Annotated in this window: 28 protein-coding genes and 1 riboswitch; of the genes, 21 read left to right on the forward strand and 7 right to left on the reverse strand. The window is 42.5% G+C overall.

Annotated elements, in window-relative coordinates:
* Positions 1 to 68 precede the first annotated feature (68 nt).
* Positions 69 to 959 carry a cation efflux pump FieF gene (gene fieF / locus AC1EU0_RS16915; RefSeq protein ID WP_480303742.1) on the forward strand — a complete coding sequence of 297 codons (891 nt, stop codon included), beginning with the start codon at positions 69 to 71 and terminating at the stop codon, positions 957 to 959.
* Here fieF and AC1EU0_RS16920 read toward each other — a convergent pair.
* Positions 916 to 1,938 carry an FUSC family protein gene (locus tag AC1EU0_RS16920; RefSeq protein WP_480303743.1) on the reverse strand — a complete coding sequence of 341 codons (1,023 nt, stop codon included), beginning with the start codon at positions 1,936 to 1,938 and terminating at the stop codon, positions 916 to 918. The two genes, fieF and AC1EU0_RS16920, sit on opposite strands and share 44 nt — an antisense overlap.
* A 171-nt stretch (positions 1,939 to 2,109) precedes the next feature.
* Here AC1EU0_RS16920 and glpG point away from each other — a divergent pair, with 171 nt between their 5' ends.
* Positions 2,110 to 2,952, forward strand: coding sequence for a rhomboid family intramembrane serine protease GlpG (gene glpG / locus AC1EU0_RS16925; protein WP_480303744.1), 843 nt, complete (start codon positions 2,110 to 2,112; stop codon positions 2,950 to 2,952).
* A gap of 42 nt (positions 2,953 to 2,994) precedes the next feature.
* Here glpG and elbB read toward each other — a convergent pair whose 3' ends face one another.
* On the reverse strand, positions 2,995 to 3,648 hold the full coding sequence (gene elbB, locus AC1EU0_RS16930; RefSeq protein WP_480303745.1) for an isoprenoid biosynthesis glyoxalase ElbB: 654 nt from the start codon (positions 3,646 to 3,648) through the stop codon (positions 2,995 to 2,997).
* Positions 3,649 to 4,028: 380 nt separating this feature from the next.
* Here elbB and polA point away from each other — a divergent pair, with 380 nt between their 5' ends.
* Positions 4,029 to 6,782 (forward strand): DNA polymerase I, encoded by a 2,754-nt coding sequence (gene polA, locus AC1EU0_RS16935; RefSeq protein ID WP_480303746.1) that lies wholly within the window; start codon positions 4,029 to 4,031, stop codon positions 6,780 to 6,782.
* A 480-nt stretch (positions 6,783 to 7,262) separates the two neighbouring features.
* Here polA and ftnA read toward each other — a convergent pair whose 3' ends face one another.
* Positions 7,263 to 7,796, reverse strand: a complete 534-nt coding sequence (ftnA, locus tag AC1EU0_RS16940) for a non-heme ferritin (RefSeq protein ID WP_480303747.1) — start codon at positions 7,794 to 7,796, stop codon at positions 7,263 to 7,265.
* 232 nt (positions 7,797 to 8,028) lie between these two features.
* Here ftnA and moeA point away from each other — a divergent pair, with 232 nt between their 5' ends.
* Entirely contained in the window at positions 8,029 to 9,282 is a 1,254-nt protein-coding gene (gene moeA / locus AC1EU0_RS16945) for a molybdopterin molybdotransferase MoeA (protein WP_480303748.1), read from the forward strand.
* A gap of 9 nt (positions 9,283 to 9,291) precedes the next feature.
* Complete coding sequence (moeB, locus tag AC1EU0_RS16950) at positions 9,292 to 10,053, forward strand: molybdopterin-synthase adenylyltransferase MoeB (RefSeq protein WP_480303749.1); 762 nt, start codon at positions 9,292 to 9,294, stop codon at positions 10,051 to 10,053.
* A 39-nt stretch (positions 10,054 to 10,092) separates the two neighbouring features.
* Here moeB and AC1EU0_RS16955 read toward each other — a convergent pair whose 3' ends face one another.
* Positions 10,093 to 10,728, reverse strand: coding sequence for a MarC family protein (locus AC1EU0_RS16955; RefSeq protein WP_480303750.1), 636 nt, complete (start codon positions 10,726 to 10,728; stop codon positions 10,093 to 10,095).
* Positions 10,729 to 10,939: 211 nt separating this feature from the next.
* Between AC1EU0_RS16955 and AC1EU0_RS16960 the strand changes: the two genes are divergently transcribed.
* A complete protein-coding gene (locus AC1EU0_RS16960) occupies positions 10,940 to 11,650 on the forward strand; it encodes an SDR family NAD(P)-dependent oxidoreductase (protein ID WP_480303751.1) in 711 nt (236 codons plus the stop codon).
* A gap of 57 nt (positions 11,651 to 11,707) precedes the next feature.
* On the opposite strand, the gene AC1EU0_RS16965 is transcribed toward AC1EU0_RS16960, so the two are convergent.
* Positions 11,708 to 13,357, reverse strand: a complete 1,650-nt coding sequence (locus AC1EU0_RS16965; RefSeq protein ID WP_480303793.1) for an electron transfer flavoprotein-ubiquinone oxidoreductase — start codon at positions 13,355 to 13,357, stop codon at positions 11,708 to 11,710.
* Positions 13,358 to 13,586: 229 nt separating this feature from the next.
* Positions 13,587 to 13,745, forward strand: a riboswitch (molybdenum cofactor riboswitch).
* On the opposite strand from AC1EU0_RS16965, the gene moaA reads away from it, so the two are divergent.
* The 14 genes from moaA to AC1EU0_RS17035 all read left to right on the forward strand — a co-directional run bounded on the left by moaA (position 13,733) and on the right by AC1EU0_RS17035 (position 24,080).
* Positions 13,733 to 14,713, forward strand: a complete 981-nt coding sequence (gene moaA / locus AC1EU0_RS16970; RefSeq protein ID WP_480303752.1) for a GTP 3',8-cyclase MoaA — start codon at positions 13,733 to 13,735, stop codon at positions 14,711 to 14,713. Its footprint overlaps the riboswitch before it by 13 nt.
* Before the next feature lie 27 nt (positions 14,714 to 14,740).
* Entirely contained in the window at positions 14,741 to 15,262 is a 522-nt protein-coding gene (gene moaB / locus AC1EU0_RS16975) for a molybdenum cofactor biosynthesis protein B (protein WP_480303753.1), read from the forward strand.
* Positions 15,263 to 15,269: 7 nt separating this feature from the next.
* Positions 15,270 to 15,758: a cyclic pyranopterin monophosphate synthase MoaC gene (gene moaC / locus AC1EU0_RS16980; RefSeq protein ID WP_480303754.1), complete on the forward strand. Its 489-nt coding sequence runs from the start codon at positions 15,270 to 15,272 to the stop codon at positions 15,756 to 15,758.
* Entirely contained in the window at positions 15,755 to 16,006 is a 252-nt protein-coding gene (locus AC1EU0_RS16985) for a MoaD/ThiS family protein (RefSeq protein ID WP_480303755.1), read from the forward strand. Before moaC ends, AC1EU0_RS16985 begins: the two co-directional genes overlap by 4 nt.
* 3 nt (positions 16,007 to 16,009) lie before the next feature.
* On the forward strand, positions 16,010 to 16,465 hold the full coding sequence (gene moaE, locus AC1EU0_RS16990) for a molybdopterin synthase catalytic subunit MoaE (protein WP_480303756.1): 456 nt from the start codon (positions 16,010 to 16,012) through the stop codon (positions 16,463 to 16,465).
* Between the two features lie 22 nt (positions 16,466 to 16,487).
* Positions 16,488 to 17,264 carry a molybdate ABC transporter substrate-binding protein gene (gene modA / locus AC1EU0_RS16995; protein WP_480303757.1) on the forward strand — a complete coding sequence of 259 codons (777 nt, stop codon included), beginning with the start codon at positions 16,488 to 16,490 and terminating at the stop codon, positions 17,262 to 17,264.
* Positions 17,265 to 17,279: 15 nt separating this feature from the next.
* On the forward strand, positions 17,280 to 17,948 hold the full coding sequence (gene modB / locus AC1EU0_RS17000; RefSeq protein ID WP_480303758.1) for a molybdate ABC transporter permease subunit: 669 nt from the start codon (positions 17,280 to 17,282) through the stop codon (positions 17,946 to 17,948).
* Positions 17,941 to 19,011, forward strand: coding sequence for a sulfate/molybdate ABC transporter ATP-binding protein (locus tag AC1EU0_RS17005; RefSeq protein ID WP_480303759.1), 1,071 nt, complete (start codon positions 17,941 to 17,943; stop codon positions 19,009 to 19,011). Before modB ends, AC1EU0_RS17005 begins: the two co-directional genes overlap by 8 nt.
* A 272-nt stretch (positions 19,012 to 19,283) precedes the next feature.
* The gene (locus AC1EU0_RS17010; RefSeq protein ID WP_480303760.1) at positions 19,284 to 19,802 is read left to right on the forward strand and encodes a hypothetical protein; all 519 of its coding nucleotides are present in this window, start codon (positions 19,284 to 19,286) and stop codon (positions 19,800 to 19,802) included.
* A gap of 8 nt (positions 19,803 to 19,810) precedes the next feature.
* On the forward strand, positions 19,811 to 20,488 hold the full coding sequence (locus AC1EU0_RS17015; protein WP_480303761.1) for a response regulator transcription factor: 678 nt from the start codon (positions 19,811 to 19,813) through the stop codon (positions 20,486 to 20,488).
* Positions 20,489 to 20,537: 49 nt separating this feature from the next.
* Positions 20,538 to 21,794 (forward strand): sensor histidine kinase, encoded by a 1,257-nt coding sequence (locus AC1EU0_RS17020; RefSeq protein WP_480303794.1) that lies wholly within the window; start codon positions 20,538 to 20,540, stop codon positions 21,792 to 21,794.
* An 8-nt stretch (positions 21,795 to 21,802) separates the two neighbouring features.
* Entirely contained in the window at positions 21,803 to 22,489 is a 687-nt protein-coding gene (locus tag AC1EU0_RS17025; protein WP_480303762.1) for a TIGR01621 family pseudouridine synthase, read from the forward strand.
* 209 nt (positions 22,490 to 22,698) lie between these two features.
* Entirely contained in the window at positions 22,699 to 23,268 is a 570-nt protein-coding gene (locus AC1EU0_RS17030) for a hypothetical protein (protein WP_480303763.1), read from the forward strand.
* A 65-nt stretch (positions 23,269 to 23,333) separates the two neighbouring features.
* Positions 23,334 to 24,080, forward strand: coding sequence for a class I SAM-dependent methyltransferase (locus AC1EU0_RS17035; RefSeq protein ID WP_480303764.1), 747 nt, complete (start codon positions 23,334 to 23,336; stop codon positions 24,078 to 24,080).
* A gap of 4 nt (positions 24,081 to 24,084) precedes the next feature.
* Here the strand turns inward: AC1EU0_RS17035 and AC1EU0_RS17040 are convergent, their stop codons facing one another.
* Entirely contained in the window at positions 24,085 to 25,458 is a 1,374-nt protein-coding gene (locus tag AC1EU0_RS17040) for a hypothetical protein (RefSeq protein WP_480303765.1), read from the reverse strand.
* A 214-nt stretch (positions 25,459 to 25,672) separates the two neighbouring features.
* Here AC1EU0_RS17040 and AC1EU0_RS17045 point away from each other — a divergent pair, with 214 nt between their 5' ends.
* Entirely contained in the window at positions 25,673 to 26,146 is a 474-nt protein-coding gene (locus tag AC1EU0_RS17045) for a redoxin family protein (RefSeq protein ID WP_480303766.1), read from the forward strand.
* Positions 26,147 to 26,193: 47 nt separating this feature from the next.
* Here AC1EU0_RS17045 and AC1EU0_RS17050 read toward each other — a convergent pair whose 3' ends face one another.
* Entirely contained in the window at positions 26,194 to 26,706 is a 513-nt protein-coding gene (locus AC1EU0_RS17050) for an RING-HC finger protein (protein ID WP_480303767.1), read from the reverse strand.
* Positions 26,707 to 26,799 lie beyond the last annotated feature (93 nt).

The raw sequence follows: 26,799 nt of genomic DNA on the forward strand, positions 1-26,799 counted from the left end.
CACGCCCTCTTCTTCCCAGCTTTATCCTTGACTATAATGTTAACATCTTGATTCTTGGTCAATATGCAATGGATCACCAAACCAATTACGTCTTTTGGGTTAAACTTGCCAGTCGCGCCTCGGTGCTGGTCGCAATAACTCTGATTGTAGCTAAACTTTTTGCTTGGCTTTATTCTGGTTCAGCCAGCATGTTGGCATCACTAGCCGATTCCACCTCGGATCTCGCGGCCTCTTTGGTTAACTTTTTTGCCCTACGTATCGCCATTACTCCTGCAGATGATGATCACCGTTTTGGTCATGGTAAAGCAGAATCTTTAGCTGCTCTGGCTCAATCAGCATTTATTACGGGAACGGCACTGGTATTGATTTTTTATGGTGGCGAACGTCTGTTAGAACAAGCACCTGTGGAGCGGACAAATTTGGGCATTGGTGTCAGTGCATTTGCCATTGTATTAACTTTTGGATTAGTGTTCTTGCAACGCATCGCTCATGCAAAAACGAAAAGCCGTGTCATTGCGGCTGATGCACTTCATTACAAGAGTGATTTATTGCTAAATCTTTCGGTATTAGTCGCTTTGGTGCTATCTCAGTATGGATGGTGGTGGAGTGATGGCCTGTTTGCTATTTTAATCGCACTCTATCTTGGTTGGCAAAGCTTACAATTAGGTAAGGAAGCCATTAATGAACTGATGGATAAAGAACTGAGCCCAGAAGTACAGCAACAAATTTATGATATCACTATGGCACACCCGCAAACCAAAGGGGTTCATGACATTCGCACTCGTCAATCTGGTCGAATGGTGTTTGTGCAACTGCATTTAGATCTGGACGCTGATTTACCTCTATATCAGGCTCATGACATTGCCGATACCATCGAACATAAAATTGAGCTGTTGTTTGATCATGCTGAAGTGATTATTCATCAAGATCCGGTGAATACTGACGGCAAACATAGGTGATCACTAAGCTGACTAAACCGCCTTCCAACGAGCCTAGAGCACGATACCAAGATATATTCGTCGACACTGTAGACTCATCAAATGGTACCGCTAATAAAATGATAGCGATCACCCCGGCTTGAAGTAAAAGATACTTAAATTGGTGCCAATATTCAGCAATCCAAGCAAACACTAATAACCACAACAACATTGCCCAAATTAGTAATGAATGTGGTAAAAACACTAAACTGAACAGTGCAGTCAAGGTACCTACTAAGACACCAGAAATTCTCTGATGCAGCTTGTCATGTCCATGAGAACTCGTTGCTTGTGTAGATATAATGATCGCTGCAATTAAAGCTTGAGCACTATATTGTTGCCAACCTAAAACATAGTTCCCACCCAAGATCACTGCAATGGTTACACTCAAGGCCAACGCATTAACAAAAGCTGTAGGATTCCATACAAGCCATCTGTTTTTTTTCCACTGCAATTTTGACCACTCAAACTTGTTCAAATGTATTGACTCTTGGCTACTTTGCATCATCCTAAAGATGGTCTTCATTACTACAGCAACACCCGCACCTAAAATCACCTCCCACATCCAATGCTTACTGTAGCTATATGCAATCGTATCTGAAGACACGATTTCAGTTGCCATAACAACGCTCAACACACCACAAGTGAATAACATTGCATAAGGCCAACGGTCGAGTTGATGTAAATAGGCAAAAATAAAGATACTGATCCCATACACCGTAAGCTGTAGCCACAACCAACCCTGTGCAAAAATTACGACTACTGCTACGATCATAACGCCCGCTATCGTACCTAACACTCGCTGCAGCGATTTACTGTGTAGCTCCCCACCATAGGCTTTCATCAACACATAACAGCTTACAATGCTGAGATAAGGTAACTTAACCTGTAACCACAAACTCAACAGTGCGGTTATTGCGACTGCAGTGGTAATTTGCAATGCTGGAATAAATTTATTCACATGAGTATATTTTGTGATTAGCCATAAGATTAACTATACACAATCCACTGATCTTGATGCTAAATACCAGCTTTGCTGATATGGTAAATTAGAGCGTGTTGATCTTTCGAGATTGTTTTTAACCCTGAAAGATCAACACGCTCTAGTAACCTCATAGCTAATGGAGTTTTAATGATAGAAATTGGTGTGTTACCGAATATTCGTGCTGCTCAAGCTTTAGCTGACTATCTAAAGGGTCAAGGAATTGCTTGCCAATTAGAGCCTGCTGCGGAAGGCATTATTATTTCTATCATTAATGATCAGGATGTCAAAACAGCTGAAGAGATCTTAGATCATTTCCTTAGCCATCCCAATGATCCTCGTTATTTGCAAGCCTCATGGGATCATGGGGATAGCCGTAACCGTATAGATTACGGCAGTTCTGCCCAAGGCATTATTCGTGAATTTTTGCGCGATAGTGGCCCGCTTACTCTCATCATTTTTGGTCTTTGTATCGTCATTTTTGCTCTAATGAACATGGGCTATGCCAATCAAGTATTCGGTCAGCTTTCCTATTTTGGCGCCATTGGCAGCTTTGGTAATGATGCCAGCGAGTGGTGGCGATTTTTTACTCCCAGCCTTTTACATTTTTCACTAATGCACATCAGTTTTAATTTACTTTGGTGGTGGTACTTTGGTGGAAAAATTGAGAAACGAGTGGGCTTAGTGACTTTATTAACTTTGTTGATAGTCGCTGGCACCTTACCAAACTTGCTCCAAGCGCATTTTTCTGGCCCAAATTTTGGTGGCTTATCCGGAGTCGTCTACGCCTTGATCGGATATGTGTGGGTGATGCAACAACGCTGCCCTCAAAAAGGCTTGGCCATGCCTCCCGCACTGATGGTGATGTCAGTATTGTGGATGATATTAGGATTTGCTGGGCTGCTGCCAACGGCAACAGCCAATAGCGCTCATCTTGGTGGTTTACTGATAGGCTTGGCTCAAGGTGTCATTGACAGCAAACGTTATCAATAACAAATCACTACCAATACATTCCAATACAACAAACGAGTTGGTTTATGCCAACTCAATCACTTTAGCCACCAACTTATGAATACCGCTATATGCTTCGGATATTGAGGTTGCCAACATATAAGCTGGGGTCGTGACCACTTTATTACTTTCATCAACAACAATATTATGAACGTCGGCTTGCTGATGCACACCGCCCATTTGGGTAAACGCAGCAGCGGTATCGACATCTGTACCTATGGTTGCAGTGGCTCCTTGTCCAAACAAAGCGGGGATCATCACAGGGGCTATACACATAAATCCAATAGGTTTATTAGCTTTTTTAAAAGCCTTCACAGCAGCAATGACTTCTTGATTTATTTGGCAATCAACTCCTTGAACAGCAAAATCACACAAATTTTTTGCTGCCCCAAAACCTCCTGGAATGATCAGAGCATCAAATTCATTGTCGTCCACCACCGACAATGGCTTGATGTCTCCACGAGCAATACGCGCCGACTCCACCAAAACATTCCGAGACTCGCCCTCTGCGACTTCCCCCGTAGCATGATTGACCACATGCATTTGCTCTATCTCAGGAGCAAAACATTGGTACTGACCTCCTTGCTGCTCGATTGATAACAATGTCAGTACTGATTCATGAATTTCAGCACCATCAAACACCCCACACCCACTTAGAATTACGGCTATCTTTTTCATGATTAGAATCTACCTAATAAATTAATGTTAAAAAATGGTTACTTTTTGATTGATCTGTGCAAAAAAACTGCTAACTTAGATAGTGTTAAGCGCACTTAGGGATAAGATACATCAACACGGATCAATCTGCATGTCAGAATTAAATCCACAAATAACGATGATTTTTCAATCGGTTACCCGCCCCACGAAGTTAAGAGCCAAAACCTTTAAAAACAATAGGTTAGCAAGCCACCCTATTTAGGATCAACGATCGCACCACAGGATCATCTTGCATAACTCACAGACTTATCCACAGGCTGTGATTAATTGTCGTGGCTGATTTTTGCTGGTTGTGGCATGCTATCAACTAACTTCATTCATCCATTAATGTTTCGTCAATTATGTCAATAATCAAAGAAAATCCGCTTGTACTTGTAGACGGCTCTTCATACTTATATCGCGCTTACTATGCCCCCCCTCACCTCACCAATTCAAAGGGCGAGGCAACAGGGGCTGTATATGGCGTAGTGAACATGTTACGCAGTTTATTAAAGCAGTATTCTCCTAGTCATATTGCAGTGGTTTTTGATGCTAAAGGCAAAACATTTCGCAATGACATGTACCCTGACTATAAAGCCCATCGTCCCCCGATGCCGGACGATCTTCGCAGCCAGATCGAGCCATTACATCGCATCATAAAAGCATTAGGGTTACCGTTAATTTCAATTCCTGGTGTAGAAGCCGATGATGTGATTGGCACCATTGCTGTACAAGCGAGTAAAGAAGGCCGTAATGTGCTGATCAGCACTGGCGATAAGGACATGGCGCAACTGGTAGATGACAATGTGACTCTTATTAATACCATGACGGATACCATCATGGGACCTGAAGGAGTCACCACCAAATTTGGCGTTGGCCCAGAACTGATCATCGATCTTTTGGCGTTAATGGGCGATAAAGCCGATAACATTCCCGGTCTACCCGGAGTAGGCGAAAAAACCGCTTTAGCCATGCTTACAGGTGTGGGAGGTGTAGATAAGCTTTTAGCTGAGCCAGATAGCGTAATTGAAGTAGGTTTCCGTGGTTCGAAAACCATGCCCAAAAAGATCCGTGAAAATGCAGATGATTTGAAACTTTCTTATGAGCTTGCCACCATTAAAACCGATGTTGAATTGGAACAACCTTGGCAACAGCTGGATCATAAAGAAGCTGACAAAGACGAATTAATTAAATGCTATGGTGAAATGGAGTTTAAACGTTGGTTAGCCGAGTTATTAGACTCCAGTAGCAATGTTGCCAGCGCAACTGAAGCTCAAGACGAGGATACAAAGCCAGAGGCCATTGACGCTGAATATGAGACCATTCTGACGGAAAAGCAGTTGTCTCAGTGGTTGGACACATTAACTCAAGCCAAACTGATTTGTATTGATACCGAAACCACTAGCCTTAACTATATGGACGCGCAGCTAGTTGGGCTGTCTTTCTCTGTTGAGGCAGGCAAAGCCGCTTATTTACCTTTGGCACATGACTATTTAGATGCTCCTATCCAGTTAGATAAGACAGAAACACTAGCCAAGTTAAAGCCTATTCTAGAAAATCCATCCATCGCCAAGGTTGGACAAAATCTCAAATACGATATTGCGATTCTGGCGAATGAAAACATCACTCTACAAGGTGTAGAATTTGACACTATGCTGGAATCCTATGTATTCAATTCAGTGGCCTCTCGTCACGATATGGATGGCATGGCACTAAAGTATCTGGGTCACAAAGCCATTAGTTTCGAAGAAGTGGCAGGTAAAGGCGCGAAACAACTTACCTTTAATCAAATCGATATAGACACAGCCGCACCTTATGCAGCCGAAGATGCTGATATCACCCTACGACTGCATCAGCACCTATGGTCACGCCTAGAAAAAGTACCTAGTTTAGCCAAAGTGCTCACTGATATTGAAATGCCAGTATTATCGGTTCTTTCAAAGATGGAACGTAAGGGTGTATTGATTGATAGCATGTTGCTAGCTCAACACAGCCAAGAATTGGCACAGACCATCGCTGAATTGGAACAGAAAGCTTATGACATTGCCGGTGAGAAGTTTAATCTAGGATCGCCTAAACAACTTGGCGTTATCTTCTTTGAAAAACTCAACTATCCGATCATCAAAAAAACACCAAAAGGCGCGCCATCTACCGCAGAGGAAGTATTAGTAGAACTGGCCTTAGATTATCCATTACCAAAGCTGATATTAGAGCACCGCAGCCTATCCAAGCTTAAAAGCACTTATACCGACAAATTGCCTCTGATGGTCAATGGACAAACTGGGCGTGTACACACCAGTTATCATCAAGCTAATGCCGCCACTGGGCGTTTATCTTCTAGTGATCCCAACTTACAAAATATTCCTATCCGCAGCGAAGAGGGTCGTCGTATCCGCCAAGCGTTTATTGCACCTGAAGGCAAAAAAATACTGGCCGCTGATTACTCTCAAATTGAGCTTAGGATCATGGCGCACCTGTCTCAAGATAAAGGTTTACTAACGGCATTTGCAGAAGGTAAAGATATTCACCGTGCCACTGCCGCAGAAGTCTTTAATGTGGATTTTACTGAAGTGACTACTGAGCAGCGTCGCCGAGCTAAAGCCGTTAACTTTGGCTTAATTTATGGAATGTCAGCTTTTGGTCTTGCCAAACAATTGGATATTCCTCGTGCTGAAGCTCAATCTTATATTGATGCTTATTTTGCTCGCTATCCCGGTGTTCAGAAATACATGGAAGACACCCGTGCCGTTGCTTCTGAACAAGGCTATGTTGAAACCTTATTTGGACGTCGCTTATATTTGCCTGAAATCAATGCCCGAAATGGTATGCGTCGTCAAGCCGCTGAACGGGCTGCCATTAATGCACCTATGCAAGGCACCGCAGCAGACATCATTAAAAAAGCCATGATCATTGTTGATAATTGGATTGAAAAAGAAACTCATGGCGAAGTCACTATGTTGATGCAGGTTCACGATGAATTGGTGTTTGAGGTTAATAAAGCTGACGCAGAACGAGTACAAAGTAAAATTTGTGAGCTCATGGCCGAAGCTGCTGATTTAGATGTACCGTTACTCGCTGAAGCTGGTCTTGGTGAAAACTGGCAGCAAGCCCACTAACTGGTATTATTCAATGGCGATCAAGCACTTGTTGGTCGTCATTTAGCCTAAATTAACCTCAGCACTGTAGATAGAAATATTATGTTTTAATGGTAAATCATAATGTTATTGATGTCGTTATACAGAGCTGAGATTAAATTAAGATCCACTTCACATAATTTAATCAAAAAACAGAAAACTGTTTTCCAATTTAAAACAAATTGCGTAATATGATTTCCGTAGGGTACAGAGGTTAAGATGTTCTATCTTTCAGACCTTTATTTCACTTTATAGTGACAGCCAAATTATGGCGCCTCAGCAGTTTTTTGCTGAGGCTTTTTTCTTTCTACAACTATCTAATTTCCTTGCCAATATGTTTTTTTATCTCTATTCGATGTGATGGATTGCAGCTGGTTGCTTGCAGAGTACAACCATTGTTAGAGCAACAAAAAAGCAGCCACTAGGGCTGCTTTACTAAAAATGTGCGACTTTAGCCGCTAATTAACCTGCACTGATTTGTGCATTCATAACACTGTCATGACCTTGATCAGCCATCACTTCTAAATCTTTATCAATAAAGAATAATGCCTTGCCGTCTTCGCCCACTAAACGAATTTTATCCACAATCGACTTAAATAGCTTTTCTTCTTCATGCTGCTCAGCTACATACCACTGTAAGAAGTTAAAAGTAGAATAATCGTGATTAGTGAAAGCATGATGCGCTAATTCATTGATCTTACCAGTGATCATTTGTTCATGCTCATAGGTGTGTTCAAATAAAGATAATAACGAACCAAATTCAGATTGTGGTGCTTCAATGGCACCAAGTAACGGCATTCCACCTGTTTCACTCACATAAGTGAATAAGCGGCGCATGTGTTCCATCTCTTCTTCTGCATGAGCACGCATGAATTTTGCCGCACCATCAAAGCCTTTATCTTCACACCAAGCGCTCATTTGTAGATACAAATTCGAAGAAAAAAACTCTAAGTTGATTTGATCATTCAACTGTTTAACCATCACGTCCGTTAACATTCATATACCTCAATTGAGTCGGAGACTTCATAATAAACTAATTGTGAGCCATTGTGGATAAAAAAGCAACCAAAGAAAAACCTATAACATACTGTTAAATAAGAATAATTTTTATTTGTAACCCCATCTTGTTGCAGATCAAATCTATACAGAGTTAATTTTTCTACACTTGCACTCATCCCTATGCTAATGGCAGCATTACACTAATCGCCAGACATTCTAAGAGAATTTTATGTCCACACCATCTGATCCTTGTGCCAAACCTGAACTCATCCACCCAAATGATGCACTGCCAATGTTACTGGAGCAGGTTACCTCTGTGACTGACACCATTAGGTTACCGTTAGAAGATGCGCTCGATCATGTACTTGCAGAAGATGTCATTTCCAATATCGATTTACCCCCTTTTGATAACTCCGCCATGGACGGGTATGCATTTCGATTTGAAGCTCTTGACCCACAAGCCAGCAGCACGACTTTTCAGATAGTTGGAGAAGCCTTTGCAGGTCACCCTTTTACAGGTGAAATCCCAACGGGTGCTTGTGTTCGTATTATGACTGGAGCTCAAGTTCCTGCAGCTTTAGATACCGTGCAGATGCAAGAGCAAACAGAAGTTCAGGGCGATACCATTATCATCAGTCACCCAAACAAAACGGGCGCCAATGTACGCTTAAAAGGTGAAGAAGTCAGTGTTGGTCAAACGGTTTTACAAGCCGGCACGTTAATACGAGCCGCCGAACTTGGAGTGCTTGCCACGTTAGGCCAAGCCACCGTCACTGTTTTTCGTAAATTAAAAGTCGCCTTTTTCTCTACAGGTGATGAGCTAAAACCTGTGGGAACTGAATTAAAATCAGGGCAAATTTACGATTCTAATCGTTATTCTATACGAGGGCTTTTGAATAAAACAGGCGTTGAATGGATTGATTTAGGCATTATTAAAGATTGCCCACAGGCCATTAAACAAGCCTTTTTGAATGCTGCCGAACAAGCGGATTTGGTCTTAACGTCTGGCGGAGTATCGGTCGGTGATGCCGATTACGTAAAACAAGTTCTACAAGATGTGGGCGAAATTACTTTCTGGCGCTTAGCCATGAAACCAGGTAAGCCATTTGCCATGGGAAAACTCCCAAATGCAATGTTTTGTGGGTTGCCGGGGAATCCTGTTGCCTCCATGGTGACATACTATCAATTAGTGCTACCACTCATCACTAAAATGCAAGGTCGTGGCAAGTTAGAAAGACATTTCGTAAAAGCGAAGTTAACCCATAATATTCGCCGTAAACCGGGTCGAGTGGAATATCAACGTGCCGTTGTCTCTCGCAACCTACAGGGGGAATTAGAAGTCTCCACCACAGGTGCTCAAGGCTCAGGTATGCTCACGTCGATGTCTCTGGCAAATAGCTTTTTAATTGTGCCAAGAGAGCAAGGTGAGATGACTGCTGGCAGCCAAGTCACAGTTGAACTGTTTAATCACGTTTTATCTTAAGGAGGCGTGATGAACGACACTGTGGTGGATCTGCTCTCTGATCAAGAAATGCTGCGCTACAGCCGCCAAATTTCCATAAAGCCTATGGATATTGACGGTCAAGAAAAGCTCAAGCAAGCCAGAGTATTAGTGTTTGGAGTCGGCGGTTTAGGTTGTGCAGCCAGCCAGTATCTAGCCGTTGCTGGTATTGGCCACCTAACGATAGTAGATTTTGATAATGTAGAGTTATCCAATCTTCAGCGCCAAGTATTACACCACGATGCCGATATTGGCCGAGCTAAGGTTGATTCAGGTGCCGAAAGCCTAAGACGGCTTAATCCACATATTGAAATTGAAGCCCTCAATCAATCTTTAGATGAAGCGGACATTTCAAGCTTAGTCGCTAAGTTTGATGTGGTGGTTGACTGCACCGATAATCTCAGCACGCGCCAGCAATTAAACCAAGCCTGTTTTCAACACAAAACACCTTTGGTGTCTGGCGCAGCTATTCGCATGGAGGGCTTGTTAACCGTATTCGATTATCGGCCTGAAAGCCCATGCTATCAGTGTTTTTCACGCTTGTTTGGCGAGCAGCAACTCTCTTGTGTCGAGTCAGGCATTCTAGCACCTGTGATAGGGGTAATAGGCAGCTTGCAAGCGCTAGAAACCATCAAGTTAATCACGCAAATGGGTGAACCTTTGATTGGTCGCATTTTGATGTTTGATGCGATGACATTGGAGTGCCGAGAAATGAAACTCAAACCAAATGAGCATTGCTCTGTGTGCCGTTAATCCCCAAATACGGCTTTTTTCTCTAAAAAGCCGTATTTTTTACTGCGGCATCCAATGGTTTTGAATATGAACAACGCTTCCGGTTAATAAGAACTCCACCGCCATTGAAGCAATGATTAACCCCATCAATCGATTGATAACACTCGTAACATTGTCGCTTAACAGCTTTCCGAAATGATTGGTTAACCAAAACATCAACATGATGATCAAGGTGTTAGTTAAAATTACTCCTACCATCAATAACTCATGTAATAAAGATGGATGCATGTGTGTGTAAATCACGACTGTGCTAATAGAACCAGGCCCAATCAACATCGGCATTGCCAAAGGGACAACCGCGATTGCCATAGGGCTTGAGGCCTGTCCATCATCTACGGTTTTAGTATTGCTTCCTTTATCACTGGCAAGCTGCAGTGCACTTAAAAATAATATTGCACCACCAGCAACCTTAAAAGCCTCAATAGAAATCGAGAAAAAGTTAAGAATGCTTTCACCCAAAAAAGTAAACATGGTCAAAATAGAAAAAAACAGCAACGCCGTGACTCCAATGGTTTTTAATTTATCACTTTGACTGTAATTTCTTGTTAACCCCAAGTAGACGGCCGATGCCGCGACGGGAATAGTGATTGCGAATAGAGCTACCGTGAGCTTGATATATTCATTGATTTCTATCATCGAACAAAATCCCTTATTTAAACCTTTTTACCCATCTTTTTTTATTAGTTGGGCACATGCCCAATGGAAACTAGCCTTATTAGCTTAGTACAGTTGCAAGAGGTTTCGAGTTACGTAAATCATTTTAATAATTGAATAAAATTTAATCCAAAAAGATCAATATGCCCTAGTTCCTACGTACATAAGACAAAGCACTTAAAGATAAATAGTCATGAAGATTTTAATCATTGGTGGTAGTGGCGGTATTGGTCAGGCACTTATTAAAGAAGCACTGCAACGATTTGAAGGTGCAACCATTTACGCCACTTATCATAAAAATAAACCTCAATGGAGTTTGCCCTATTTGACTTGGCTACCTCTTGATGCCACAAACGAAAACCAAATATTTAAGTTATCTCAAAAAATTACTGATTTAGATTTACTGATTAATTCGATTGGTTTTTTGCATTCCCCCGGCCAATTGCCTGAAAAAAGCGTGCAACAATTTGATGTCGATTTTTTCCAGCAAAACCTAAGCCTTAATACCTTACCGACTTTACTACTTGCGAAGCATTTTCAGTCATCATTAAACAACGCTGGCAAACAGAGTCACTTTGCAGTCTTCTCTGCGCGAATTGGCAGCATTAGTGATAATAGATTAGGAGGTTGGGTAAGCTATCGCAGCAGTAAAGCTGCGTTAAATATGGCGATTAAAACCATTAGTATTGAATGGCAACGAACCATGAAACATTGTTGTTTATTCGCCTTTCATCCTGGGACTACCGATACCGAGCTTTCCACACCTTTTCAGCACCATATGAAGCCACAACAATTACAAACGCCCAAGCAAACGGCTCAGCACTTTTTTGATGTATGCGAAAAACTGACTCAGACCGAGAGTGGAAGTTTTATGGACTATAAAGGTCAACCGATAACCTGGTAAAACAAAAGCTCCTGCTTTTGCAGGAGCTTTATACTCGTGATACTTATTTATAAAGGATCACATATTCGGATAGTTCGGACCACCGCCGCCTTCTGGCGTCACCCATGTAATGTTCTGACTTGGGTCTTTAATATCACAAGTCTTACAATGAATGCAGTTTTGACCATTGATAACAAAGGTCTTTTCACCAGCCTCTTCCACGACTTCATACACGCCAGCAGGACAATAACGCTGCGCAGGTTCATTGTATTTTTCAAGATTCACTGAAATCGGAATGTTCACGTCAGTCAATTTCAAGTGACACGGCTGATCTTCTTCATGGTAAGTGTTAGACAAATACACTGACGACAGCTTATCAAAAGTGAGCTTGCCATCTGGCTTCGGATAATCAATAACTTTATAAGCCGATTTTTCAGCCATTTGCGCGTAGTCAGGTGTCTCATCACGCAGAGTGACAGGAAACTTCCCACCAAACCAGTTTTGATCTATATAGTTAAATGCGCCACCCAGTAATGTGCCAAACTTATGCAGCGCAGGGCCGAAGTTGCGAGAACTATATAACTCTTGATACAACCAGCTTTGTTCAAATTTAGTTTGGAAGCAATCTAAATCTTTACCTCCGTCAACACCAGCCATTAAGGCTTCTGCAATGGTTTCAGCGGCAATCATGCCACTCTTCATCGCGGTATGAGTACCCTTAATTTTTGAAAAATTAAGGGTGCCCGCATCACAACCAATCAACAGACCTCCAGGGAAACTCATCTTCGGCAATGAGTTTAGGCCACCCTTGGCAATAGCTCTAGCGCCGTATGTCACACGTTCACCGCCTTGCAATTCTTTGGCAATCACAGGGTGCATTTTATAACGTTGGAATTCATCGAAAGGACTTAAATGTGGATTTTGATAATTAAGATCAATAATTAACCCGACCACCACTTGGTTGTCTTCGGCGTGGTACAAGAAGCCACCACCTGATGCGCCCTCTGTTAGCGGCCAGCCACCCGTGTGTACAACTTTGCCTGCTTGGTGTTGTTCGGCAGGAATAGTCCAAATTTCTTTAAAACCGATACCATAATGTTGTGGTGTTCTGCCGTTATCAAGGTTGAATTTTTGGATTAATTCTTTACCAAGATGGCCACGACAGCCTTCAGAAAATACCGTGTATTTAGCGTGCAGTTCCATACCCGGCATATAGCTGTCTTTTGGCTCACCGTTTTCGCCCACGCCCATATCACCGATTAAAATTCCTTTAACGCTGCCATCTTCATGGTACAAGGATTCACTGGCCGCAAACCCTGGGAAAATTTCTACTCCAAGGCTTTCCGCTTGCTCAGCTAACCAACGGCACAGGTTACCGACACTAATAATGTAATTACCTTCGTTATGCATGGTTTTAGGCACAAAGGCATTAGGCATTAAACGACTATTTTGGTCAGAATTAAGTAAGTAAATTTCGTCGTGAGTCACTGTGGTTTTCAGTGGTGCACCCTTTTCACGCCAATCACTGAAGAGTTCATCAAGCACCTTCGGCTCAAATACGGCGCCAGATAAAATATGTGCACCAACTTCTGAACCTTTTTCAACCACACACACAGTTAACTCTTGCTCGGTATCTCGAGCTATTTGCATAAGACGGCAAGCGGTTGCTAGGCCAGAAGGGCCAGCGCCAACAATCACTACGTCAAATTCCATCGATTCGCGTTCCATCATTTCACCTTTTGCTTTGATGTCTTGATACTTCGATTTGGTATCGAATGTTTTTTAAGCTTAACCTTACCTCAAATATGGTTTTCAAACAAAAAAGCGGCCGACTACGCAGTGAATTAAATTATGTGATCTTGCTCTCACCTGTCACAGATAATTAACGCGAGCTTGATAAGGGTCAATAATTCATCTCTTTTGACTGTCTAATCAAAAATGTATTTCGTATACTCACTCCACAACGAATCTCCGAGCTTGTTACTCTAAGTTGAGAAATATGAGTAACTGGCCGTAGCGAACAATAGATCGAAATTTAACGGTCTTATCGTTACCAGGGTGGTCTCAGAAATGGCACTGCCTCCCGAACTTGGAAAGGTGATCATGTCTCAATTAGTCGACGACTTCGGCCGTAAGTTTAGTTATTTACGCCTATCAATTACCGATGTCTGCAATTTTAAGTGCAGTTATTGCTTACCCGATGGTTATAAGCCTGATGGCAAGCCATCATTTCTGCGCTTAGATGAAATTCAGCGTTTACTCAGTGCCTTTGCCAAAGTTGGCACTCAAAAAGTTCGGATAACAGGTGGTGAGCCAACGCTCCGTAAAGATTTTACTGACATTATTCGGGCTGCTAATGATATTGAAAGCATTAAAACCATTGCAACAACAACCAATGGTTATCGCCTTGAGCAACATGCGCAAGAGTGGTTTGATGCAGGACTCAGACGCATAAACGTGTCAATGGACAGCCTTGATCCGCGCCAGTTTCAACAAATTACGGGTGAGAATAAATTTCATCAAGTGATGCGGGGGATTGATGCTGCTCTAGAAGCTGGATTCGAACGAATCAAGATCAATGCCGTATTGCTCAAAGGATTAAACGATAAAGATTTACCAAAGTTTTTGTCTTGGCTGAAAACCCGCCCCATTGATGTTCGTTTTATTGAATTAATGGAAACCGGATTAGGTCATGACTATTTCAATGAACACCACCTCAGTGGCGATGTGATTAAAGCTCAATTATTAGCACAAGGTTGGTTCCACCAGCTGCCACAAGCCACCGATGGCCCAGCGATGAACTTCTGCCATCCTGCTCACCAAGGGCGTATCGGTCTTATCATGCCGTACTCCAAAGATTTCTGTAACACCTGTAATCGTCTTCGAGTTTCAGCTACTGGTAAGCTGCACTTGTGTTTGTTTACTGAAGCAGGAGTGGTACTGCGTGATTTACTGCAACATGACAATCAACAACAAGAGTTGATTGAGCGACTGCATCAGCAATTGCATCACAAAAAAGCCACTCATGACCTACACCATGGGATCACTGGCATCACCAAGCATTTGGCGTCAATCGGCGGTTAACTTCAAATAACAAAAACAGGTAACATCATGGCAAAATGTACCACAAAAGAATTTATACCTCTCGGCCTTGCGGTGTTAACCGTTTCCGATCGGCATACCTTTGATTCTGATGCCTCTGGTCATCAACTTAACAGCGCTCTCCAAGAAGTCGGTCATCATTGTATTGACCATCAGATCAGTAAAGACTCAATTCATCATATTCGCGCGATTGTGAGTCAATGGATCATCAATAATGACATTCACGCCATCATCATCAATGGTGGCACAGGCTTCACCGAAGGTGATAACACACCTGCAGCAGTATCAGCTTTGTTTGATCGTCCAATGGAAGGCTTTGGTGAACTGTTTCGACAATTGAGTTACGACGATATTGGTACTTCTTGCGTGCAGTCACGAGCAATTGCGGGCTTAGCCAATAGCACCGCCATCTTTTGCTTACCCGGCTCACCGGGCGCTTGCCAACTTGGTTGGGAGCAAATCATCAAGCCGCAACTTGATGCTCGCACTCGCCCTTGCAACTTTGTCGGACACCTTTTAAAAGGAAAATAATAAAAAAATGAATACCCTGACACACATTAACGCCAGTGGCGATGCCCACATGGTCGATGTCGGAAATAAAGAAGTAACCGAACGAACTGCCCGTGCTCAAGCCATTGTAGAGATGGCATCTCAAACATTAGAGCTGATTTTATCTGGCCAACATCACAAAGGTGATGTATTTGCCACCGCTCGTATTGCAGGCATTATGGCAGCTAAGAAAACCTCTGATCTTATCCCGCTATGCCATCCATTAATGCTCACAAAAGTTGAAGTCGATATTGAGGCTAAGCCAGAGCACAACCAAGTGAAAATCACCACATTGTGTAAGCTCAAAGGCAAGACGGGAGTAGAAATGGAAGCACTGACCGCTGCCTCCGTCACCGCTCTCACCATTTACGATATGTGTAAAGCCGTGCAAAAAGACATGATCATTAAAGATGTTCGTCTGCTGGAAAAACAAGGCGGTAAATCAGGACATTTTAAAGCAGAGGAAGCAACACTATGATCAAAGTACTCTTTTTTGCACAAATCAGAGAGAGGCTTGGTTGTGGACAAGTAGACGTTCCATTTAATGATGAAGTGCTTACCGCTGATGCCTTACGCCAACACCTTGCTCAGCGTAATGATCTTTGGCAACAAGTGCTGACCGCCGACAATTTGTTAGTAGCCGTAGATCAAGTAATGTGTGATTGGAAAACCGAACTGACCGACGATACTGAAGTCGCCTTTTTCCCACCAGTAACGGGAGGGTGATTCGTGTCAGATACTTATATCTCAGTGCAACACTCCGATTTTAGTCTTGCTGATGAATATGTTCATCTTGGCCAAGACGACAGTGATGGTGCGATAGTCACTTTTATCGGGAAAGTCCGAGATCGCAACGAAGGCAATGACGTCAGCCAGCTGAAACTTGAGCACTATCCCGGCATGACCGAGAAAGTACTTCATGAACTTGCACAACAAGCCCGAGAACGCTGGTCATTGAATCATATTCGTATCATCCATCGTGTAGGCACTATGAATTTAGGCGAGCAAATCGTATTTATTGGCGTTACAAGTAAACACCGTCAAGCTGCCTTTGATGGTTGTGAGTTTTTGATTGATTTCTTAAAAACCAAAGCCCCATTTTGGAAACTTGAAACTACTGATAAAGGTGATAAATGGGTAGATGCTAGAGATACCGATCAGCAAGCAACCAGTTTATGGCAGTAATGAATGATTGGAAGAGTCTGAAATGAAGCGATTATGTTTTACACTATTTTTGTTAATGATGCTGGCACCTGCTGCTATAGCACAAAGCATTCCTACGATCGCAGCGGCTTCCAACATTCGTTTTGCCTTAGATAACATTCAACAGCAGTTTCATAAAGATACGGGTAAGCAAGTTAGGATAAGTTATGGTTCATCGGGTCAGTTGATGCAGCAAATCCAACACGGTGCCCCATTTGAAATATTTCTCAGTGCTAATGTCGATTATGCTCAGCGACTGGTCAATGGCAAATTCGCGCTGCCGCCGGCAAAAATATACGCTATTGGTCGCTTAGCCATCATCCACAATAAAAGTATTAAATTACCACTTAGCAGTGATTTGTCTTACCTTAAACAAGCCGTAAAGCAAGGGAAAATTAAGCGCTTTGCTATTGCGAATCCTGAGCATGCGCCTTATGGTGCTCGTGCCAAAGATGTGTTGCAAGCCATTGGTGTTTGGCAACAACTTAAGCCCAATTTACTGTATGGCGAAAACGTGGCTCAAGCAGCGCAGTTTGCGCTATCCAGCGCTACTCAAGGTGGGATTGTGGCCTTGTCACTGACTAAAGCGAAAGGCTTTAAACAACACGCCGATGCCATCGCTATCGATGCCAAGCTTCATCCCAAGCTCACCCAAGCTATGGTCTTGCTCAATCATGCTTCTGAGCCTGCAAAACAGTTTTATTCCTATCTTCAATCTCCAAAAGCACAGCAAATCTTGGTAGACTTTGGCTTCGATCTTCCAACACCCTTAACTCATTAATCCCAAAGGAGCATTATGGATTGGCAAGCGCTGCTGCTTTCAATAAAACTCAGTGTGATTACCACCCTCATTTTGATCCCAGTGTCGATATTGGCGGCTCGCAGCTTGGCGTTTAATCAGTTTCGAGGCAAAGCTTGGGTTGAAGCCCTGACAATGACGCCATTGATCTTACCACCTACCGTTATTGGTTATTATTTACTGGTGGGCTTTGGTCAGCAAAGTTGGCTCGGGCAAGCATTGCAATCTTTTCTTGGTACTTCCATCGTTTTTCATTTTTCAGGCTTAGTATTAGCGTCTTTGCTAGTCAATATTCCTTTTGCACTACAGCCTATTCAGAGAGCATTTGAAGCCATACCTGACGATGTCCGAGATGCCGCCGCTTGCTGTGGCCTAAACCGTTGGCAGTCATTATGGAAAGTCGAAATCCCGCTTGTATGGCCCGGTATTTTAACGGCCATAGTTTTGTGTTTTTCTCATGTGCTAGGCGAATTTGGTGTCGTGCTTATGATTGGCGGTAATATTGCCGGTGAAACCAAAACTCTTTCCATTGCCATATATGATAAAGTGCAAGCTTTTGATTTTGATGCAGCAGGCACCATGTCATTCATTTTGTTGCTTTTTGCCGTAACCACCTTGGCCTTTACCACTCATTTAACCAAAAAAATTGGGGTAAGCCGTGGCTGAATCATTCCAAGGATTAGATTGCCAGATAGAAACGGATCATCCAACTCGCATTAGCGCTGAATTTAGTTGTTCCAATGGTGAAATCGTCGCTTTGCTCGGGGCGTCGGGTGCTGGTAAAACGACCTTGTTGAAAATACTTGCCGGTCTTATCAAACCGCATCAAGGAAAAATCAGTTTAGGTGAGAGAATATGGTTTGATGGTCAACACAAACATCATCTTACGCCACAGCAGCGTCATATTGGTTACGTTCCCCAGCACTTTGGCTTATTTGAGCATCAAACCGCGCTGGATAATGTGATGTCAGGGTTAAGCCACTTGCCAAAAGCTGAGCGTCTTAATCGTGCCAGTGATTGGCTCAATATGGTTGGTTTGACTCAAGAACAGCACAAAAGACCATCTCAGTTATCTGGTGGACAGAGACAACGCATCGCATTAGCACGTGCGCTCGCTCGAGAACCTGATCTCCTATTGTTAGATGAACCCTTCTCTGCCGTTGACCCTCAAACCCGTAAACAACTGCATTTGCAATTGCTTAAGTTAAAATCACGCATTCATTGCCCAGTGGTGATGGTGACTCATAATGTGCGGGAAGCTCAGTTGCTGGCCGATCATATTGTGTTAATCGATAACGGGAATATCATTCAGCAAGGACCAACCAACCAGTTGATGTCTAATCCTAATTCCATAAAAGCAGCACACCTTTTAGATCATCAAAATGTGGTTCATGCTCGCGTTATTCGCCATGATATCGATACACAGAAAACTTGGCTGCAATTGGGTGATCAGCAAGTTTGTGTAAAGGATATGTGCGCTCGTCAAGCCAATGAAGCGGTCGCATGCTTATTACCAAGCGAACTGAAACCCTCCCTTTCATCCTCAACCATTGAATTGTCATTGCATATTCATAGCCACTATCAACAAGGACACAGTCATCAACTGTTAGCGACCATTGATGGTAATGAAACCCCACTTATTCTTAGTATTCCCTCCGCAGAATTTATTACTTCAGATGAGCAGCAATGGAACTGGCGCTTAACACCGACAGAGATTCAACTGCTGTAAGATGATCAAATCTTAATGATATCGACACTAGGATTTAAGCTGTTGTTGAGTACACTTCGTTAACCGAATTCGTCCAAACAACGGCGTTTGGCATCGTCTTAGCTGAATTTTTTGATAAATCCAAATCCTCTACCATACTTTTATGTAGCAAATTTGATGAGGCTGGATCTTAATAACTATTTACAGCCAATGTTCCCAATGTAATTTGGGTATGTCTGAGCAAACGCCATTTATTCTACGGTCTACGGTATTGCACTGTATGTGGGGGAAGTATGCGTTGGTTGCTTGGATTATTGTTATTCAGTAGTACAGCAATGTCAGCGCCAGATGTGTTGTCGTTGCTCTCTGGTGTGAATAATCAAGATCCCATCAAAACAATGCAGCAAATTGAGCGTTCTGAGCCAGGAGTCATTTCTTCATTCAGCGCCAACATGCAAAAGCAAAGGCTGCAATATATTTTTACGCTGGTTAATTTACGTAATGGGACAGTAACTCATTTTGAGTTTCGAGGAAAAGATGGTCATTTACTCAAGCGGTATATTTCCACTTTAGTTCCCAAAGAACATTCAGAACTGGAAGCGGTCAGGTTTATTGAAAAAAATAAGCTACTGTTTTCTCAATTGGTCGGCCTTGCTATCGATAAAAGCCAAGTGCACTTATTGAAAGCAGAGTTGGATCATGATCTGGGCATTAGCTATCTTGAATTAGAGCTAATTGATGACAATGGACCATATCGATTAGCTTTTGATGTAGAAACACTACGCCCGTTACCGTTGCTAAGATGGTACTAAGGAGTAATATGAAAGTCTTATTGGTTGAAGATGATGCAACAACACTTGACTATATTGTCAAGGGATTCACCGAGCAAGGTCATAATATTGAAACCGCCAGCGATGGTCACCAAGGCCTATTGCTCGCCACAAGCAACCAGTATGATTTGATCATCTTAGATCGAATGTTACCAAGCCTAGGTGGGTTAAAGTTACTGGCCGCCGTTAGAGCCACAGGTAATCAAACTCCGGTCATGCTTCTATCGGCACTAAGCCACGTAGATGAACGAGTTAAAGGACTGAGAGCCGGTGGTGATGATTACATGACCAAACCGTTTGCCTTTTCAGAATTGCTGGTTCGTTGCGAAAAACTGATGCAACGTGGTCACACTCAGCCAATGCAAACCCATCTAAAAGCAGGGCCACTGGAAATGGAGCTGCTCACTCGTAACGTCACCCTTGATGGCCAAGAAATCATGCTGCAACCAAAAGAGTTTCAACTACTGAAATATTTGATGGAGCACGTCAATCAAGTGATCAGCCGAACATTACTGTTTGAAGCGGTATGGGATTATCATTTTGATCCTAGAACCAATGTGATTGATGTGCACATTGCCAAGCTCAGACGCAAATTTGAAGAGCTTGGCCATGGCGAACTAATCGAGACAGTCAGAGGTGCAGGTTATCGGTTACGGCAGAGGAATTAACCCTTACCAAAGCAGTGCTTGGCGGATAACGATAGTTTTTTCCATACTGGTGACTTTGATCATCGGTGCTTTGCTATTTGGCCTATACAAACAGCTGAATATGGAACAAAACTACCAAGTCACCGAAAATCTCCAAAGCCAAGCGCAGCACTATAAACAATTAGCGAGTACCGTATCTCGTAATAAATTTGCTCAGCAGATCAGCCGTGCAGATTCCAAAGCGGTACTGGTTGCCTGGAAAAACGGTAAAGATGTCATCGGAGCCTTAAGTTTTATGCCCGATGATATGCCCTATCTACCTCAAACCAAAGACTTTCCTATTCTCACGACCGGTCCAGATAAACTTCACATTTTGACTGGTGGTATGGTTTACACCAAATACGGTAACCTCCTTATTGCTAATCGCACCGATCACTTTTCAGCGATGCTAGATAAATTTGTCAGTGCCTCTGCCACAGCCATCATGGTCACCATCATAGTCGCATTGGCGATGGGATATGTGTTCTCTAAAACTATTTTAAGCCGATTAACCCATTACAACCGCCTGAGTGAAGAGATTGAACAAGGTCGTTATGACACTCGTTTCCCCCTCAGTTGGCGCAATGATGAATTCGATGTCCTCGCCAATCAATTTAACAAAGTGCTTGATACACTCGAAAATAACTTAATGGCCATCCGTGGGATCACCGATAACATCGCCCACGACCTTCGTACACCATTGTCCCACCTTAGAATTGGGATTGAGCAGCTCATTAATCAACCTGCTGATAATATTCACGACCACTGTGCCAACTTATTAGAAGAACTGGATCATTGCTTGAGCACTTTTGATGCCATGCTTTCCCTTACCCGTATTGAAGAGGGACAATTAGAGTTGGAAAGACAACCAGTTAGCCTACATGCCATTTGTCACGATCTCCAAGATATGGCTGAAGCATTGGCAGAAATGAACCAGCAGAAGCTGAACATTGAATTGGGAAATGACTACACCCTAAATGCTGACAAACATTTGCTCTTTCAGGCCTTATTTAATCTTGTAGACAATGCGATAAAGTACTCGGGAGAAAACGCCACCATTGAAATCCAACAAGATGGTCGCCACTTAAAAATCATTGATAATGGACCAGGGATCCCTAATGAATTTAAAGAAAAAGTGTTTGATCGCTTGGTCAGACTCGATCCCAGTCGCCATCATCAAGGTACTGGACTAGGATTATCTATGGTAAAAGCCATCCTAACCCGTCACAATGCCAACATCAGTTTGAGCGATAACCATCCAGGGTTGATTGTCAGTATCGATTTTTAAATATAACTATGACTCCAAATTCTTTTACTTTACTGCATCGTGCAGCAGATTTTATTGTGATCGATAAAGCACCTAATGTTCACTTTCACAGCCAAGACGGCAGTGCTGGAGTGGTTGCACAAGCCGAGCAACAACTTCAGCAAAAGCTATATCCGGTTCACCGACTCGATACTCCTACTTCTGGATTAATTCTGCTAGCGACTTCTTCCGCCGCAGCCGCTTGCCTTGCCGACAAATTTAAACAACACCAAATCCAAAAATACTATTTGGCGATAGCGAAAGGAAAACCGAAAAAGAAACAAGGAGCCATTATTGGTGATATGGCGAAGTCTAGACGTGGTATGCATAAATTATTGCGCTCGACAGGTAATCCTGCCATAACTCATTTTTTTAGCCATAGCATTGCTGAGGGGTTACGACTATACCTACTCAAACCTCTCACAGGCCGAACTCACCAATTGCGAGTCGCCCTCGCAAGTGTTGGCGTCCCTATTTTAGGTGATCCCTTATACGGTAAACATTCAGCGGATCGCTGCTACCTTCATGCTTATCAACTGGAGTTTGATGATCAAGGCGAGTCGTACACATTTACCTCACTTCCCACTGCTGGTGAAATGTTTCAGGCGCAGGCCGTTACTGCTCAATTAACCCAGTGGCAACAACCTCAGGCTATCTCTTGGCCTAAAAGTCGCTAGAGGCCGTATTTGGAGCAAAAAAAAGGACTCTTTCGAGTCCTGCATTCACGAGCAATTGGTTGCCCTAATCTTGCAAAGTTCATGTTACGCCTATGAGCTGAACTTCAACTGAATATATGACAATTTAAATAAATTGTGTATAACTTACTCGCATTCCCTTTTAAGCTGTCCTACAGTTAAGTCAGCCTTAAAGGAGGGTTGATACAAGGATGTCTTTACTGCTTCTGATCTTCATCGGTGCTGTGCTTTGGACTATCACAGATTACGCACGATTAACGTCAAAGCGAAAAATCGCGCTTAGACTGCTCTCCCAACTCGATATCGATCTAGAACACCAAACTCACTTACTCAAGCAACTCCTGCAACAGAGCACACTCAGTGCAAACGAAAAAGAACGCATTCTTGTTGTCACTAATGATTATCGCCATCAATTTTTAAAAGCTTATACTTCAAAGAATCGACGCATGTTGCACTGGCATTTAAAGCAAACAGCAAGGCTGAGCCAGCACCTCAATCAAGTACAATGGAGTCTAGAGCAAAATGAAGCGCTAGAAGACAATGTGTTACTAGGGCATTACCGAGAAACCCATAGCTTATTTTCTACCTTATGCCGAAAGTATAATCTGGCCGTTACTGAGCTTAATCGTAATCTTCGCTTGTTTCCAAATAATGTGGTTGCCCAGTTTAGTCATGTTCACTCCCTGCCTTTTTTCGAACCACATACGATACTTAAACCCGATGCTTTCAAAGCCGGAGAAAAGCTGAAACTGTCAGCTTAAAGGTTGTCGATAAAAGCTCTGCTCCGTATAATCTGGCCACTTTCGTACCAAATTTTGAGTCTGCTGTGTCTGTTGCTATCTATTTTGATCATTCTTCACCGTCGTTGTGCCAAGTAAGCCAAAAGTGGCAGCTAACCTATGATGAACAAGCACTCTTTGAACTCAAATTTGAGCAAGATCAATTACAACTCTTAAAACGCGATGAACCTAAACTATCAGGCATTATGGTGGATTTTGTCAGTGGTGCCAGTGCCCATCGTCGTAAGTTTGGCGGAGGGAAAGGTCAAGCTATTGCGAAAGCCGTAGGGCTGAAAAAAGGCGATATTCCCAGTGTTATTGATGCCACAGCAGGCCTTGGAAGAGACGCCTTTGTACTTGCAAGCCTTGGTTGTCAGGTTACCTTAATTGAACGTCATCCTGTTGTCGCTGCTTTACTAGAAGATGGATTACGTCGAGCCTATAACGACCCTGAAATTGGTGAATGGATGCAACAACGTATGCAACTTCATTATGGAGCCAGCCAACAACAATTATCAGCATTAAACCTGAGTGCCGATGTGGTTTACCTCGATCCTATGTATCCACATCGAGAAAAATCAGCGTTAGTGAAAAAAGAAATGCGAGTATTTCAAACCCTTGTCGGTAGTGATACTGATGCCGATGAACTACTTGCACCAGCGTTGAAAATCGCGACCAAGAGAGTCGTAGTAAAGCGACCAGACTATGCAGAAGATCTCTCGTGCCAAAAGCCATCGACCGTCATTGCAACCAAGAAAAACCGATTTGATGTGTATATTAAAGCTGCATTGTAAATAATTACTGAGAGACCAAGCTTTGCTCATGCCGCTTAATCATTCGCTGAGAAGCTTGCTGCCTTTGTTCGAGCACAGTAATTGTTTCGCTCAGATCTAACCTTGAAAAGTTGATATTAGCAAACCTTAATGCGTATAAAATTTTGCTACAATCATCTGATGTTTTAGCTTTTTCCAATTCAATAATAGGCGCGATTAATGCCTGTAATGTCTTTAATTCTTCGATAATTTCTCTCCTACCATTCACCGAATTTTTCTGCATTTCTATGAGTTTTTTTGTTGTTTCATCTTGTAAACTGATCAACGCTTTTATTTCGGTATCTCTAGCTGCAGCCTGTTTCACTTTAAATTTAGTCAATGCTTTTCTCGCCTCTGCAACCTCATTGTTCGCCTCTTTTACTCTTAGTTTCAAATTATTTTCTCGGTGTCCCATTTCGACAGCTGTACTTTTTGCAATAGCCCGCTCCTGATCTAATAACTTCACTGCATCATGACATTGTTGATTAAGCACTTGCACTTGTTGTTTTAGTTGTGCAATTTCTCGCCTCAATGCTGTTGTTTCTAGTTCTTGAGCTGTAGAGCGTTGCAATGACTCAGGGCTCAATAAGGTTCTTATTGACTCTCTCGACACCATCGAATTTGTCAGCGTTAATTGACTATCCCTATCGTCTTGTGTTTCACCAGTTAGTAGCCCTACTTGGGAGTTCATCAATGATGCGGGTGGAGACACTTGCGATAAGTTAAAGTGATATGAACTGGCAGCTGGGCTGTTAAGATGTTGAGTGTAAACAGGTGAAGCAACATAGGTTAAAGCTTGACTTTGAAAAACATCATCATCCATGATTTGCTCTTGTGAACATGACGGACCATCAGGCGGTATAAATGATATAGGCTGAGAATGGAAACCGTATCCATCATTTCCGCCTCTGTCAGTATGACTATTGGCGCTCGTATTCGCTATGGCAGGTAATGATTCACTTCTTTGGTATCTTTCTCGCGTTGGCCTTTCGCTTGAGCTAGCTGTCGGGTCACTGTGAATTCTATTCCTCGGTATTTTGTTATTTATATGGCTCCGACAAGCCTCCACTAAACATGCGTTAGGGCTTAAATAAGTACTGCACTTTTTGGGCTTTTCTGGAAACAGAATTCTTGAGAGGAGTGGGTGCACATATCCAATACAACCTTTAGCGGCTTTAGGCTCTTTTTGACTAAACCAAGCTGATATAATTTCGCTTTCATGAATCCTGACTTTAAATACAATCCCTTCATCTAGCTTCACTTCAGCCATTTGACACGAAATGAATCCATTATCACCTGGCTCTATTTTAACATTCTCCACTTTACGAACTGTAAATACACTTGTAAATGTGAAACTCATTGGCTAACACCCACTCAAACGACTTGAAAATCACTATATATGCATAACAAGTTAATTTTAAAGCTGTTTATTGTTTTATTAACAATATTTAACTCTACTCAATATACGTAGATTCAAAAATAGAAGCAGTGCATTTGTTATATCAAATTGAAATAAGATTTAGGTCTGCTATATCTCTATAATGGCTAGCCACTTACATTAAGAGAATCAACTGATGATCAAAGAACACCAATCTCTACCTGACGCTAAGTTATCCGAACTCACTGACTCTGGCATGCAAGAACACAGCACTCATGAATTATTTACGGGTAAAAAAGCGGTAGTTTTTGCCTTACCCGGCGCCTTTACACCGACATGTTCGGCGGCACACTTACCGGGTTATGTCACCCTTGCTGATCAGTTTGCCGCAAAAGGCGTTGATTTTATTGCCTGTGTTTCTGTAAACGATGCTTTTGTGATGAAAGCATGGGGTGATAGTCAAAATGCAGAGCATATTAAGATGCTGGCAGATGGTGATGCCAGTTTTACTAAAGCATTGGGCCTTGATATGGATACTGGTAGCTTTGGCGGTGTTCGTTCACAACGTTATGCCATGATTGTTGATAATGGGGTAGTTACGGCATTGAATGTAGAAGCACCTAAAGTATTTGAAGTCAGTAGCGCTGAAGCCATATTAAAGCTGCTTTAAGCTAATAACTTGTAGAGTGTGCGTATTCACCAGCGTGAATACGCAAATTACTGTATTGAGCAGGGTGGAAACTTATTTTTTGATTGTTTCATTGCTACCGCTTCTTTATAACCTTGCATATCCCTATCATTCACCAAGCTAAAGCAAAAATCACTGTGCATTTGCAGACTTTCTTTATCGTTTAGGTAAGAGTATGGTATTCCACAAGCTGTACATGTAAATGTTGTGTTTTCTAAATTTTTACCAAATACTGATTCAGAAAAACTAAAGAGCTTCTCGTCTCGACATATCGGACAAGCGCTATATTCACTTGCTTTCACACGATCATAGCAAGGTTGGCAAGTGCGGTGTCCAGAGTTACAAAAAAATTTTTCCGCCAACGCATCCAAACATATGCAACATTCATCTAGCTGATCCAGTTCAGTAGTGTAACTCCATATAGTGCCTTGAACTTCTACTTCGTTGACCAAAATGTTAGCTGAACCTGAAGAGTGCTCCGAACTTGCAGCAACAGCTTCAGTTGTCGTTGTAGTCGCTTGTTGAACGTCGGAAACTGACATATCTACACCTATTGTTGCAACCAAAAATAAATTTAGAACGCATGGCAGTTTTTGAGTTTGAGCGAACTAATAAGTTCAATAACCCAAACATTG

The sequence above is a fragment of the Parashewanella sp. 2210YD4-3 genome, from assembly GCF_056591735.1.